Origin of the sequence: Pseudoalteromonas sp. PPB1, assembly GCF_015356275.1 — a bacterium.
GTDB lineage: Bacteria > Pseudomonadota > Gammaproteobacteria > Enterobacterales > Alteromonadaceae > Pseudoalteromonas > Pseudoalteromonas rubra_D.
In genome coordinates this window covers 39,181-54,233 of record NZ_JACEQV010000022.1, presented here as the reverse complement: position 1 = coordinate 54,233, position 15,053 = coordinate 39,181, and the positions used below count along the sequence as shown (strand labels likewise).

Sequence of the window (15,053 nt, the reverse complement as noted above, 5' to 3'; positions counted from 1 at the left end):
ACTCTTCGGAACCTGTTCTATGTGGTTTAGCAATCTTATCTGTTACCGTTTTAAACAAGACGTCTCCTACGCCCAGGAAGACTTTGAAGCAGCACTGGAGCACGACGTATTTCGTCCGTGCGGTAGCCAGGACATGAGCACCTTTGGCTGGACCAAAGCCCTTGGCAAACATGGCCAGACCCTGAGCCACTTTTCTCAGCACTGTATTCTGGTTTGTGCCAAGCGGGAAGAAAAAGTCCTGCCTGCCTCTGTGATCAATGAAATGGTTGCAGAAAAGATCGAATCGATCGAGCAAGAAGAGAATCGTCCGGTTAAGAAAAAAGAAAAAGACGAAATTAAAGAAAATATCACTGCAACCTTGTTGCCTCAGGCATTCAAAAAGTCCAGCCTACAATTTGCTTTTATCGACCAGAAAAATGGCTGGTTAATCGTCAACAGTGCCAGCTTCAATAAAGCGGAAGAACTGACCGCATTACTGAGAAAATCCCTCGGCACCTTGCCTATCGTCCCAGCCTTTGCAAATTATGATTTGGATCTGTTCCTGACGGACTGGCTCACCAAATTCGAAGTCCCTGAAGGGTTTGCAATTGGCTCTGATGCCGAATTACAAGAAGCCGATGACAATGGTGCGCAGGTTAAACTTAAACAGCATGACCTGGCCGGCGATGAGATCAAATTGCACCTGGAACACGGTAAGCGCGTAACTAAACTGGGTATGGACTGGCGTGAACGCGTGCAGTTTACCCTGCAAAATGACGGCTCAATCAAGCGCCTGAGTTTCAGCGACACGCTAAAAGAGCAAAATGCCGACATTCCTAAAGAGGACATGGCGGTCAAGCTCGATGCAGACTTTATTCTGGTCTCTGAGGAAATCAAAGAGCTGCTGGAAGAGCTGTCACAAGGGCTCGGCGACCAGGACGACCTGTAGCGTCTGAGAGGCGGGGCTAAATGCCCCAGCCACTTCGTTTTAATAATTACGAAAATGCCGCTTTAATATCGTTCAGCATGTCCTGATAGGCATCATCATAAAACATATCCACTGAACCCAGCACCCCCTTCTCTTCGTAGACATGCAGTGCCGCCGCCTTATCAGACACTTGTAATATCCCTTCAACAATGGCACCGACACGGATAAAGTCCACATAACAAACATGCCCGGGTTTATAGTTTGGATTAGCCCAGCTTTCAGCGACTTCAACAAACTCTTCCGTGAACCCCCACTCGCGCATAATTGCCCCCCCTATGCGACCACCCAGCTTTTGGATTGCATGCGCTAAAAAGCTCGGATTGGCGAAGACTTCAGGGTGATTTTCAGCTTCAGTCAGGATAGGAAGTACCCCGATATTGAATACCAATGACGCCAGCGTAATGGTGTCTTTATTGAGCGAGGTATGTTTGTTAATGCGCAGATAAAAGTCCATCGTGGTGATCGCCTGACAGGCCACTTTCAGCGTCTTCTGCCAAGCTTTATCCATATACGTTTTGATGAGCTTATTTTGCGAAACAAACAGCTGCTCCATCGCCATTGCTGTGGCGACATTTTTGACCTGACGCAAACCTATCCGGGTGACGGCCTGATTAAGAGTGTTAACTTTTACAGTACGGCCCAGAAATGCACTGTTGGCCACTTTAATCATACGTGCCGCCAATGCGGGATCATGAGAAATCACCTCGGACATTTGCATCAAATTAACTTCCGGGTCATCCGCAGCCTGCCGGACCCTTACAGCAATTTCAGGCAAGGTAGGTAGTACCAGGGTATCATTGTTTATTTTATCAATCAGAATCGTCAACAAGGCATTTTCAGTAGACATATTGGTTCAATCCTCGAATTTATTGGCCTCTGGAGCGCAGCAACTGCCTGTGGCGCTGGGCAATGTGCTGTTCATGTTACTAGTATTGTCTAACTTAAAGAGTAAGTTAAGAAAAGTATAAAAATTATTCGTGATAGACAAAAAATTCCAACGCGCTGAGTAAAATAAAATATTCAGCGACTTTGTGCCGCAACAGCAGCAAGTTGCAGTCAATTCATGTAAGGTATAGCACCGAAATAATAATACGGATCCCTGCAGGCTGCTATGTTCCGAGCGGCCTCTATGCAGTAAAGGTCCGACTAACACTCCAAATGAAGGAAAAATGATGAAACGCGCACTCTTATCCACGGCGGTCATGCTGGCTTGTGGCATGCTACTCAGCGGCTGTTCTGAGCCACAGCAACCCAAGACTGAAAGTCAAGCACAACAGAGCACGACACACAGCGGCTATCAGCTACAAGACCTGTCGCCAGAGCGACTGGATATCTATACCCAGGTCACCCTGAATAGCGACCTGTCACACCTCAATGACAACCAGAAAAAAATGCTGGGGTTATTGATTGATGCGTCTAAAATCATGGATGATCTTTTTTGGAAACAAGCATTTGGCATGAATAAAATGGAGTTTCTGGCCAATATTCAGGACCCGAAGGTACGCCAGTTCGCTGATATTAACTATGGTCCCTGGGACCGCCTAAATGGTGACAAAGTATTCCTGAGTGGCTTTAACGCCAAAGCACCCGGCGCTGAGTTCTACCCTGGAGACATCAGTAAATCCGAACTTAATCAGACGGACGTAAAAGACAAAGCAGGTTTGTACTCTTTAATAAAACGAGATGCACAAGGCCAGCTATATAGTGTCCCCTACTCCGAAGCCTACCAGAACGAATTAAACACGGCAGCTCAGCTATTGCGCGATGCCAGCAAACTGGCAGTGGATAAACAATTTTCCAAATACTTAAATTTACGTGCAGACGCGCTGGTAAATAATAGTTACCAAACCTCTGACTTCGCCTGGATGGACATGAAAAATAACTCCATCGATGTGGTGATTGGTCCCATCGAAACCTACGAAGATCAGCTCTTTGGTTATCGTACTGCGTTCGAATCTTATGTCCTTGTCAAAGACATGGCCTGGAGTGAACGTCTGGCAAAATTTGCCGCTTTCCTGCCTGAACTGCAGCAGGGATTACCAGTCGATGAAAAGTACAAGCAAGAAGTGCCAGGTTCAGATGCCGACCTCAATGCGTATGACGTCATTTACTATGCCGGCCACTCTAATGCCGGCAGTAAAACCATTGCCATTAACTTGCCGAACGATGAAGAAGTTCAGCTCCAAAAGGGCACGCGTCGTCTGCAGCTGAAAAATGCGATGCAGGCCAAGTTCGACAAGATCCTGGTGCCCATTGCTGAACAGTTGATTGTCCCGGCACAACGTAAACATATTACCTTTGATGCCTTTTTTGCCAACACCATGTTCCACGAAGTAGCGCATGGCCTGGGCATTAAAAATACCATTACGGGTAAAGGCACTGTGCGTCAGTCACTACAAGAGCATGCCAGCGCCCTGGAAGAAGGCAAAGCCGATATCCTGGGTCTGTATATGGTTGAACAACTGCTGAAAAAAGGCGAGATCACCGAAGGTACGCTGGAAGACTATTATGTCACCTTCATGGCCGGAATTTTCCGCTCTGTGCGCTTTGGCGCATCCAGCGCCCATGGTAAAGCCAACATGATCCGGTTTAATTTCTTCAAACAGGAAGGCGCATTTTCAAAAAATGCGGATGGCCTTTATGCTGTGGATTTGGAGAAAATGGGCGCTGCCATGGAAAAGCTGTCTAACCTGATCCTGACACTGCAAGGTGATGGTGACTACCAACAAGTCGATCAGTTACTGGCCACCCATGGCGACATCAAAGAGGAACTTCAGGCCGATCTGGACAAACTGGCGGCAGCTAACATTCCGGTTGATGTGACGTTTAAGCAAGGTAAAGCGGTACTGGGACTATAATATCCCAATCCACATTTAGGCAGATAAACAGGCGCTAAATATCCAGCGCCTGTTTTATTTCGGCAATTTGCTGGTCACTATAAGGGATGGGTGGTAACAACCCCCACACAGGCTTTGGCCAGGCTGCATCATGCTCAAAACGCGCAATATGATGAACGTGCAGCTGAGGCACCATGTTTCCAAGGGCGGCCACATTCAATTTGTGCGGGTTAAAAACGGCTTTAATTAAGTGACTTAACTGGGCAGACTCCTGCCAAAACAGTTGTTGCTGCTCAGCACTGAGATCAATGATCTCACGCATGCCTGATACACGTGGCACCAGTATAAACCAGGGATACTGACTGTCGTTCAGTAATAGCAATTTACACAATGGCCAGTCGGCCAGTTCAATACAATCACGCACCAGTTCCGGCGCCAGTTGAAATGTACTCATTGGTCTTTTTAAGTTCATTATTGATGAGCTCACTGTAACTAACTTGCCACATAAAATCGACCCGATACGACAACGTTTTGTCTGCCACCACACCCATCGGATTTGTTTGCCATCAGGATTTACAGTCTTTAACATCGGGTGTTCAATCCAACATTACACAATTATAAAGGTGACTCTGTGCGCAATTTGCTATCTTATGCCGCGCTTGCCACCGGTTTGCTGGCCACCAGCCAGTTTACTGTGGCCCAGCCGCTGACGCTGGAACGTATTTTCGATGACCCCTCATTGGCAGGTAAGGCCCCTGTTAACCTTAAGTTTTCACCCGATGGTACTCGGGTAACCTACCTGCAGGGCAAAGTAGACGACTACAACCGCTACGATCTATGGGAATACAATATTAAGGCCGACACAAATCGTCTGCTGGTCGATTCCCAGGCCTTATTCTCTGGCCCTGAAACCTTGTCAGACGAAGAAAAGGCGCGCCGTGAAAGGCAACGTATCTTTGGTCGCGGGATCCTCGAATACAAATGGTCTAAAGATGGTAAAGCACTGCTCTTCCCACTCAATGGTGACCTTTACTATTATGAGCTCAGCTCAGGTAAAAGCCGCAAGCTGACCGATACTGAAGCCTTTGAAACCGATGCCCGTTTCTCTCCTAAAGGCAACTATGTGTCCTTTATACGAGAGCAAGACCTGTATGCTCTGGAGCTGGCAACCGGCAAAGAGATCCGCCTGAGCAAAGACGGTGGTGGCGTGATTAAAAATGGCATGGCAGAGTTCGTTGCACAGGAAGAAATGAGTCGTATGACAGGCTACTGGTGGGCCGGAGATGAAAGCAAAATTGCCTTCACCCGCATCGACGAAAGTCCGGTACAAGAAGCCATCCGCAACGAAATTTATGCCGATGAAGTCAAACTGTTTAACCAACGCTACCCGTTTACTGGCACGGATAATGTCCGCATCGATCTGGGTGTAGTCACCCTGAATGATCAGAAAGTGAACTGGATTGACCTGGGTAAAGAAAAAGACATCTACATTGCCCGAGCGAAATGGCTGGAAGACGACACCACCTTGTCATATCAGTGGCAAAACCGCGCTCAACAAAAGCTGGAATTGAGATTTTACAACGCCGACAGCAAGCAACAACGCGTCGCCCTGACAGAGACCAGCGACACCTGGATCAATCTGCATTTTGATCTGCACTTTTTAAAAGACAAAAAGCACTTTATCTGGGCCTCAGAGCGCGATGGCTATAAGCATCTGTATTTGTACCGCACCAGTGGCCAACTGGTTCGTCAGCTTACTCAGGGCGACTGGATTGTCGAAAAGCTTCAGGGCGTGGATGAGAAAAAGGGCCTGGTCTACTTCTCTGGTCGCAAAGATACCCCGCTGGAAAGCCATCTGTATGCAGTCCCATTGTTCAAAAAAGGCAACATTGAGCGGATCACAGAAGCCGGTGCCTATCACAAAGTGGTAATGGCGGAAGACAATCGCACTTTTATCGACAGTAAATCGTCCGTAAATCAACCTACATCGGTTTCATTGCGTAAAGCCAATGGCGAATTCATTACCTGGCTGGAACAAAATAAGCTCGATGATCAACATCCGCTGACGCCTTTCCTGAATGATTTGTCGACACCAGAGTATGGCACTTTGAAAGCGGAAGATGGGCAATTGATGCACTACCGTTTGTTTAAGCCTAAACAGCTTAAAAAAGGCAAAAAATACCCTGTGATCGTCAATGTTTATGGTGGTCCGCATGCCCAACGTGTTACCAATAGCTGGCGCAGTAAAAACCTTTATTTCCAGTATATGGTGCAGCAAGGTTACATCGTCTTCCAGCTGGACAACCGTGGTTCATACAATCGAGGCAAACGCTTTGAAGACCCCATTTACAAGCACTTAGGTGAAGTGGAAGTCGCCGATCAGATCCGTGGTGTGGAATTTTTACGCACACTGGATTATGTCGACCCGTCACGCATCGGGATTTATGGCCACAGTTATGGCGGTTATATGGCACTGATGACTATGTTTAAAGCAGGTGATTACTTTACGGCGGGCGTGTCTGGCGCGCCAGTAACAGACTGGGCACTGTATGACACGCATTACACTGAACGTTACCTGGGACATCCACAAACCAATGCGAAAGGCTACGAGCAAAGCGCGGTATTCCCCTACACAGACGGTCTGAAAGGCCCGCTGATGATCTATCACGGGATGGCGGATGACAACGTGTTGTTTACTCATGCCACGAAGCTGTTCAAACAATTACAAGATGAAGCAAAGCCTTTTGAAATGATGACCTATCCGGGCTCTAAGCACAGCCTGCGTGGTAAAAAAGTGCAGACGCATCTGCATCAGACCATCACCAACTTCTTTAATCGTCACTTTGACGTGAAGTAACACTCAAACACGGGCCATCGCTGGCCCGTGTCACTTATACGCACAAACACCCTCTGTCACTATTCGACAAATAGCTAATTGCCTTAAGCTTTCCACTGTAAATATATTATTCACTTGATTTAGAACAAGTTTTACCTCTGACCTTGTTGCAGAATACGCAATCATAGCTGATTCAGTGCACAATCTTGTGCTTTAAAAAGGAGTAGGTGCTATGGCATTTTTAAGACAGTTCACCATATTTGGCCGCCTTGCGATGTTGGTGTGCGTCGTCGTGCTTGGCCTGAGCGCACTGGGCATAATGAATTTGCAGCAGCAATATCAGGCATTGAGTGAACAGCAATACGAAAAAACCAAGAACCTGGTAGAAACAGCCCATAGCCTGATCGCCCACTTTCATCAGGCACAGCTCATCGGTACACTCAGCGAAAGTCAGGCCAAAAACGCCGCTCTGAGCGCACTGAAAGACCTCAGATACGATGAAAACAATTACTTTTGGGTCAATGATCATTACCCTCGCATGGTGATGCACCCATTTAAACCCCAACTCAATGGCCAGTCACTACGTGATAGTAAAGACCCAGACGGAGTTGCGCTGTTTCAGGAAATGGTGGCCGTTGTTAATAGTCAGGGAGATGGCTTTGTGCCTTACAAATGGCCCAAACCCGGCAAGTCTGCACCCGTCGACAAGATTTCTTATGTAAAAGGCTTTGCTCCGTGGCAGTGGATCTTAGGCTCTGGTGTGTATCTTGATAATATCGACGAGCAATTTGCTCAACTGCGCAATCAGATGCTGTTTAATATCGTCGCACTGCTCATCGTGCTGATAATTCTAAGCTTTATCATCGGCAATAGCGTGTTACAACCGATGCGTGCAGCTGCCAACATGATGCGAGACATTTCTCAGGGTGAGGGCGACCTGACACAGCAACTTGATGAGCATGGCCGTGATGAGATCTCACGCCTGTCTCGTTTTTTTAATGCCTATACAAGTAAAATGCGCCGCTCGATCACCTCGGTCGCGGGCAACGCCGCAGAAGTAGAAGCACTGGCCGATCGCGTAGATGACACGGGTGAGGTAAACCTGGAATACATTGAACGTCAGAATGACAGCAGTCGCCAGGTCGCAACAGCCGTTGAGCAAATGAGTGCCCAAATCAAAGAGATCAGCCAACATGCTGAGGCTGCAGAGCAGGCAGCCGGAGATGCAATGCGCACCAGTGAAACCGGTAAAACCACCATCAGTGCCACCATCAGTGCCATAGGTACGCTATCAGACACCATTGAAGAGGTCAGTGTGGTGACGCAGGCACTGGCAGAAGAGAGCCAGCATATTGGCTCAGTGCTGGACGTGATCCGGGGTATTTCGGAGCAGACCAACCTACTCGCACTGAATGCCGCCATCGAAGCTGCCCGAGCCGGAGAGCAAGGTCGGGGGTTTGCAGTCGTGGCAGACGAAGTACGTACACTAGCAAGTCGCACCGGACAAAGTACCGATGAGATCCAGACCATGATTGAAAAGTTACAAAAAGGCGCTCAGGCCGCTGTTGATGCCGTGCAAAACAGTCAACGTCTTTCTGCCAATACCGTGAGTCAGGTCCACGAGGCTGAGCAGGCATTGAGTGAAATTGAGCGTCTGATCACCGTCATTCTGGAAATGAACGGCCTGATCGCGCGTGCGACGGATGAACAAAGCAGTGCAGCTGCCGATGTGAATGTGCGTATTAGCGACCTGTCAGACGCAACCCATCATTCACTCGACACTACCCAAACCTTGTCTCAGGCTAGCAAAGAGCTGAAACAGGCAAGCCATCAGCTTGCCCAGATTGTGGAAGGTTTTAAAGTTTAAAGACAGTAGCGCACAAACAAACTGCTGACAGTGGCGGCTGTTGGCTTACCATGTTGCCAGTCACCTCCCTCAACACCACTGCCCGCGATGTCCATGTGGACATAAGGCAGTGGTAAGTCAGACTCACAGCCGTGCTTGTCCAGTCCACCAACAATAGCCAGGAAGGCCATTGGGAACTGGTGACCACGCGCAGTCACTGCCGACGGAGCGTTATTGCTCGACAAAACATCATCCGCCAGAGTACGTGGCTGCACGAAATCGTAATCTTCACGACGACTGCGCGATACCTCAGCACAGTCAGCCCACAGATCACCGATATCAGCAAGCTGACGAGATACCTTTTGTGCACGCGCCGGGCCGTTTTCAACATAAGCACTGTAAGGCCCCATCGCTCGGGCGGCGTGTCCGGTTAGTGTAGCCACCGTAAACAGCTCAGGATTCACTTCCTCAGTGGCCATATCTTTAAGCTCACTCAACAAATCTCCCATTGCCAGACGGCCTTCCGCATCCGTGTTACCAATGCGCACTTTCACGCCTTCACGCGTGGTGATGATTTCATCCGGGACGAAACAATCAGAGCCAATCGAGTTACGCACCACAGCCAGGTACGCGATCACTTTTACGCCTTTAGGTTGAAAGTCTGCAACGGACTTCATAAAGCCGGCGACTGAGGCAGCGCCACCTTTGTCACGGCTCATGCCCGCCATAAACCCGCCAACTTTCAGATCGGCACCACCTGTGTCATAAACCAGGCCCTTACCAACAAACATCAAGGTGCGCTCAATGTCTCCTTGTGGTGTATAGACGAGCTTAACAACACGCGGGTGGTGACGCTCTACCGCATAAGATGCGCGCGCAACGGTGCCCAGCATCGGGTAGTCTTTGTCTATGGTAGCCGGGTCTGACACGACTTCAACGCTGACACATGTGTCCTTAAATAGCTCAACACAGTAATCTGCAAACTTAGGGGGTGCCATGCGCTCCGGCTCCGTACCACACAAGTCTCGGGCTGCATACTGACCCGCTGCCATAGCGTTTAACTGACGACATTGCTCTTCAGAAGCCCCCAACAGAGCAATAGATTCAACAGGTTCGATCGCTGGTCCACGATATTCACGGGCTTCCAGAGGTTGCCACAACGCCTGACACGCTCCCAGGTAAGCCACTTCAAGAGCATTCTGATAACGCGCATCGCCAGGTACCCCAGCCACCATCAATACCGGCTTAACTGCACCGGCTGCTTTGGCTTCCAGCACAGCGGCTTTACCCGCTTCAAAAAAGCGTCGCACGTCATCATAGTCACGGTTAAGCGGGCCTGTTGGTGACACGATCAGGCGCTTGCCAGGTACACCTTCAGCCAGCAGTAAGCTGGCTTTGCTGTGTAATCGTGCGTCAACCGCAAGATAAGGGGCGACCGCACTGTTTAATGCCGCAACAGAAAGATCTGACACATCGGAGGTGACGACGATAACAGCATCGGCGTCCTGAACTTGCCAGTCACTGACCGGCAGAGCGAGAGGAAAAGACATATAATCAGCCCTTGGTTATTAAAATGCTGGGCTGATTATCGGTTATTTGTCCGCAAGAGCCAATACCATAGGGGTAATTGCCGGGACATAACAGAACGCGCGTCAGCGTATGACACACTGACACGCCCTGTTAAGCCGCAAAGTAATCGTTAATCCGACTGTGATATTGCGCCGCTGTCTTTTTGTAATTTGAGCTTACTGACCACAGACCAGGCTTCCAGCATCACCAATACACTGACAACCAGAACCACTATGTCCAGACCTACCAGCAACCAGTTACCCTGCTCATAGTACTCACCCAGCTTGATCAGCCCGGCAAAAAAGGCCATCAGAATCACAAACATCATCGGGATCAGCGTGAATTTTGCCGGACGCCCAAGCTTCATCAGATACACAGAGATCACCAGCAAGGTCAGGCTGGCAAGAATTTGGTTGGTCGAACCAAACAAAGGCCAGATGATCATACCGCCGCTGCCCGACGCACCACCTGCACCAAATGCCAGCAGTAAACAGCAGCCTACTGCCACCAGGGTTGCAAGCACACCGTTTTTCAGGGCATTGAGTTGATAAATTTCACCCCATTCCTGAATAATATAACGCTGCAAACGCACACCAGAATCCATGGTAGTACCGGCAAACAACACCACCATGACCGCAAGCAGAGTTGATGCGATCTCTACCGACAGCCCCCAACCATTGCTGATCAGGTTAGCCCCGCCCTGGATAAATGCACCGACACTGCCCGCGCCGAGGTGACTGTAAATTTCGTGCCATTCCTCAGGTGACACTGCCAGCATGACGCCGCTCACGGCCACCAGCGTGATCAATGCCAATGAGCCCTCGCCCACGGCCCCCAGGTAACCGACAAAGCGGCCATCGGTTTCTTTATCCAGCTGTTTCGAGCTGGTACCAGAGGATACAATGCCATGGAAGCCGGAAACGGCACCACACGCGATGGTAACAAACAATAAAGGAATGATGCTTGGCGTATCAATCGCGGTTTGCGTATTAAAAGCGGGTGCCGTGATATCCGGCATCACCACAAATACCGCACCATACAGCAATACCAGCCCTACCAGTAGCTGCATGCCATTAATAAAATCGCGCGGTTGTAACAACATCCAGACAGGTAATAAAGACGCCACAGCCGCGTAAATAAACAGAATAATAATCCAATTGGCTTTATCGGCCAACCCGAACAATTCGCTGGGCAACGCCAGTGGCATACCCGACCCCACGTAAATGCTGGCGTAAAGAATGGCGACCCCAATCACACATAAGGGTACCAGTGGCACCTGACGTTTAAGTAACTGGCCAATCACCAGCGCCACCAAAATGGCGGCCCAAGCAGGGAACACAGCACTGGGGTTAGCCACAAAGGAATTGGCGATAACGACCCCAAATACGGCATTCACCATCAGCAGTACCAGGAAAACCACAATCATAAACAATGAACGCGTGCGTGTACCTATAACAGTTTCTGACAGCGCCCCCATCGACTTGCCTTTGTGACGCGCACTAGCCCAAAGTGCGCCCATATCATGCACACCCGCAAAAAAGATGGTACCAAACACCACCCATAAAACCGCGGGGACCCAACCCCAGTAGACAGCAATGGCTGGGCCAACAATAGGTGCGGCCCCTGCTACGGATGTAAAATGATGCCCCCAGAGCACCACTTTGTTAGTCGGTACATAGTCTACCCCGTCATTTAACTCATGCGCCGGTGTAACGAACTTATCGTCCATTTTAAATATTTTTTCGGCGATGAATTTTGAATAGACAAACCAGCCAAACAGCATACCAAGTATGCCAAACAGCACGATCATGATTGACTGCATTGTATTCCCCCTGTTGTCCTGTTGTTGTTCTTGATGTCCGCTAAATATCAGTGTGTTATTGCCCGTGCAATTCAGCCATATTGCAGTACGCGGCAAAGCCAGCGACTCAGACAGTATCTGGTCGTCAGGTGATCCGCTATGTGCTATCGAGATTGTATTGCGCTAAATAAGTCTGAATTTAGCCGGATAGGCTATACCCTAGCACACCGCCGTGTGATCACAGAGCCTTGTCATTGTTATCTTTTAGTCGAAGGTCTGAACATCAAACAGGCCCAACTGAGCCTGACCGGATGCCACTTCACCTAACCCCAGCTGTATCCCTATCAATCTGACCGGTTTACTGCCAAAGCGCTCAACGGCCTGCTCCAGCAAAGTGAACAGCACCCCTTCATCAATCTCATGATACTGACACTCTTTGGTGGTTTGCGTAAAATCATAAAACTTCACTTTAACCCCCAGTTTGTTAAAGGTCCGCGTGCCGCGATAGGGCTCAGCACGCCGCTGCAATTCAGGAAGCAGCCGCTCGCGAAGCACGTCCTTAAGTGCATCCAGATCTTGTATGTCTTTTTCAAACGTGGTTTCAACACCGACCGATTTACGAATACGTTCAGTTTCCACTTTACGCTCATCAATGCCCTGACAACGCCGCCAAAGTACATCTCCGAATTTACCAAACCGCTCTGTCATCTGAGTTCTGCTGCTGGCCTTAACGTCGCGGCCATACTGCAATCCCATTGCCAGCAGTTTTTCATGTGTCACTTTGCCCACGCCGGGGATTTTTTTCAGCGGCAAAGTGTCAATAAACACATCCACGTCGTCAGGGGTGATCACATACTGGCCGTTCGGTTTATTTTCGTCGCTGGCGATTTTGGCCAGGAATTTAATGGGCGCAATGCCCGCAGAAGCAGTCAGGCCCGTTTCTTGATAGATATCGTTGCGGATCTGCTGCGCAATTAACGTTGCGCTGCCCTGACACAAAGTGCACTCCGTAACGTCCAGATACGCTTCGTCCAAGGAGAGTGGTTCTATTAGGTCTGTGTAACGGGCAAAAATCGTGCGGATCTGCGCAGACACCGCTTTGTAAACCGCCATCCTGCCGGGCACAATCACCAGCTCAGGGCACAGCTGCTTAGCCTTGTAGTTAGACATGGCAGAGCGCACACCATACTGGCGCGCGATGTAATTGGCCGTTGATAACACGCCACGGTGGCTATTCCCGCCAATCGCAATCGGCACATTGGCCAGCGCTGGGTTATCGCGCATCTCTACGGCAGCATAAAAGCAGTCCATATCAACATGGATAAACTTACGCATGAACTTAACAACTGGTTATTTATACAGTCATTATGGGCAAAGAAATTCAGTATGGCAATATGATTGTGTGTTTTTTGTCATCGCGTCTCACCTGTATTTTATGGCCAAATACTCTAAACTGGTCAGACAATGGCCGCGTATCAGTGCATAACTAAACTGAGCCGCCAGACCTATTTAACACAAGGAGCATTTATGAAGTACAGCCACCTGGGTCATTCCAATTTAGAGGTATCACGTGTCTGTCTGGGCAGCATGACATGGGGCGTGCAAAATAATCAGCATGACGCCGATGAGCAAATCAATTATGCACTTGCACAGGGTGTTAACTTTATCGACACTGCCGAGATGTATGCCGTTCCTCCGTCACCTGAAACCTATGGTAAGACCGAGGAAATTATCGGGGACTGGTTACGTCGCCACCCTGAAAAGCGTCAGGATATGGTCATCGCCACTAAAATAGCCGGTTCAGGGCTAGCCTGGATCCGTGGCGGTGCCCCCATCACGGCCGAAGCCATTGTCGCCGCTGTCGATGCTTCCCTTAAGCGACTGCATACCGATTACATTGATGTATACCAGCTACATTGGCCAAATCGGACTTCCCCCCATTTCTCTAAACACTGGCCCGGCATGATCACTTTCAGTGATGTATCAACGGAACAGCACAAAACAGAAATGTTAGAGATACTGGGTGCACTCAAACAGTGTATGGACGCAGGTAAAATTCGTCACTGGGGACTGTCCAATGACACACCCTGGGGCATAAACACCTACTTGCAACTGGCGCATCAACACCAATTGCCAAGACCGGTATCAATTCAGAATGAGTTCAATCTGTTACATGCTAAAGACTGGCCTTACATCATAGAAAACTGTGTCCATGAAGACATCGCCTATCTGCCCTGGTCGCCACTTGCCGGAGGCGCTTTGTCAGGTAAGTACCTGGGAGGTGCACGACCAGAGGGATCGCGCTGGACCTTGATCCAACGCAACGGCTTATTCCGGGACACTCAGTTTGCACAAGAAGCCACGGCGGCCTACGTCGAGATTGCCAAAGAGCACAACATCACCGCATCTCAGCTCGCACTGGCCTGGTGCGACCAGGTCGATGGCGTGACGTCTACCATCATAGGCGCAACAACGATGACGCAGTTAAAGGAAAATATCAAAGCCTTTGATTTGACTCTGCCACCAGAGGCGTTGGCCGAAATTGATACGGTGCTAAAAGCGTATCCATTGCCCTATTAACAGATACGCGCCCGACGGGGTTCCGCTCGGGCGCTGCTGTCTGAATCGAAATGTGGTAGACTCAGCGCTTTTTCGGGACTCTGCCATGCGCGTTCTTAATCCAGCCCCAGCTGTGCCTTTACCTGGTACCAGTTTCACCCGGCCTGCAACACGAGCCATTATTACCCGTCAATCGCAAATCTTGTTGCTCTACACCCAGCGCTATGATGATTACACCTTACCCGGTGGTGGGGTTGACGAAGGAGAGTCTCTCACAGACGCGCTGGTACGCGAGGTCAAAGAAGAAACCGGTGCCCGCTCTGTAACCAACATCGCGCCCTTTGGTATATACGAAGAATATCAGCACTGGTACAAGCCCGATTATGACAATGTACACATAGTTTCGCACTGCTATCAGTGTGAAATTTGCGGGGAATTTGATGAGCCAGAAATGGAGCATTATGAAGTTAGCAATGGTATGCAACCACAATGGGTGGAGATCACCGAAGCCATTGCCCACAATGAAGCCGTACTGGCAAATAGCGATAAGCAAGGACAATCTCTGCTCAGAGAAACCCGCTTACTCAAGCTCATTGCCAAAGAATTAATGCAACTGAACTTTTAACCCCTAGCCTGAG

Annotated in this window: 12 protein-coding genes; 7 read left to right on the top strand and 5 right to left on the bottom strand. The window is 49.3% G+C overall.

Going from position 1 to position 15,053, the window contains the following annotated elements:
* Positions 1-19 precede the first annotated feature (19 nt).
* Positions 20-928, top strand: a complete 909-nt coding sequence (gene rdgC / locus IY568_RS18945; protein WP_010382806.1) for a recombination-associated protein RdgC — start codon at positions 20-22, stop codon at positions 926-928.
* Positions 929-974: 46 nt separating this feature from the next.
* On the opposite strand, the gene IY568_RS18940 is transcribed toward rdgC, so the two are convergent.
* Complete coding sequence (locus tag IY568_RS18940) at positions 975-1,814, bottom strand: HDOD domain-containing protein (protein WP_010382808.1); 840 nt, start codon at positions 1,812-1,814, stop codon at positions 975-977.
* Between the two features lie 325 nt (positions 1,815-2,139).
* Here IY568_RS18940 and IY568_RS18935 point away from each other — a divergent pair, with 325 nt between their 5' ends.
* A complete protein-coding gene (locus IY568_RS18935) occupies positions 2,140-3,825 on the top strand; it encodes a dipeptidyl-peptidase 3 family protein (RefSeq protein ID WP_194868407.1) in 1,686 nt (561 codons plus the stop codon).
* A gap of 34 nt (positions 3,826-3,859) precedes the next feature.
* On the opposite strand, the gene IY568_RS18930 is transcribed toward IY568_RS18935, so the two are convergent.
* Positions 3,860-4,258, bottom strand: a complete 399-nt coding sequence (locus IY568_RS18930) for an HIT domain-containing protein (protein ID WP_125563563.1) — start codon at positions 4,256-4,258, stop codon at positions 3,860-3,862.
* A 186-nt stretch (positions 4,259-4,444) separates the two neighbouring features.
* On the opposite strand from IY568_RS18930, the gene IY568_RS18925 reads away from it, so the two are divergent.
* Positions 4,445-6,661, top strand: a complete 2,217-nt coding sequence (locus IY568_RS18925; RefSeq protein WP_228553452.1) for a S9 family peptidase — start codon at positions 4,445-4,447, stop codon at positions 6,659-6,661.
* A gap of 211 nt (positions 6,662-6,872) precedes the next feature.
* Positions 6,873-8,507, top strand: coding sequence for a methyl-accepting chemotaxis protein (locus tag IY568_RS18920; protein ID WP_194868405.1), 1,635 nt, complete (start codon positions 6,873-6,875; stop codon positions 8,505-8,507).
* Here the strand turns inward: IY568_RS18920 and IY568_RS18915 are convergent.
* The 3 genes from IY568_RS18915 to dinB all read right to left on the bottom strand — a co-directional run bounded on the left by IY568_RS18915 (position 8,504) and on the right by dinB (position 13,191).
* Positions 8,504-10,036, bottom strand: a complete 1,533-nt coding sequence (locus tag IY568_RS18915; RefSeq protein ID WP_125563569.1) for a M17 family metallopeptidase — start codon at positions 10,034-10,036, stop codon at positions 8,504-8,506. The two genes, IY568_RS18920 and IY568_RS18915, sit on opposite strands and share 4 nt — an antisense overlap.
* Before the next feature lie 149 nt (positions 10,037-10,185).
* Positions 10,186-11,877, bottom strand: coding sequence for a carbon starvation protein A (locus IY568_RS18910; RefSeq protein ID WP_138538656.1), 1,692 nt, complete (start codon positions 11,875-11,877; stop codon positions 10,186-10,188).
* A gap of 243 nt (positions 11,878-12,120) precedes the next feature.
* Positions 12,121-13,191 (bottom strand): DNA polymerase IV, encoded by a 1,071-nt coding sequence (gene dinB, locus IY568_RS18905; RefSeq protein ID WP_125563573.1) that lies wholly within the window; start codon positions 13,189-13,191, stop codon positions 12,121-12,123.
* On the opposite strand from dinB, the gene IY568_RS18900 reads away from it, so the two are divergent.
* The 3 genes from IY568_RS18900 to IY568_RS18890 all read left to right on the top strand — a co-directional run bounded on the left by IY568_RS18900 (position 13,190) and on the right by IY568_RS18890 (position 15,040).
* Entirely contained in the window at positions 13,190-13,342 is a 153-nt protein-coding gene (locus IY568_RS18900; protein WP_194868404.1) for a hypothetical protein, read from the top strand. The two genes, dinB and IY568_RS18900, sit on opposite strands and share 2 nt — an antisense overlap.
* 41 nt (positions 13,343-13,383) lie before the next feature.
* Positions 13,384-14,436, top strand: a complete 1,053-nt coding sequence (locus tag IY568_RS18895) for an aldo/keto reductase (protein WP_194868403.1) — start codon at positions 13,384-13,386, stop codon at positions 14,434-14,436.
* An 85-nt stretch (positions 14,437-14,521) separates the two neighbouring features.
* Positions 14,522-15,040: an NUDIX hydrolase gene (locus tag IY568_RS18890; protein ID WP_125563577.1), complete on the top strand. Its 519-nt coding sequence runs from the start codon at positions 14,522-14,524 to the stop codon at positions 15,038-15,040.
* Positions 15,041-15,053 lie beyond the last annotated feature (13 nt).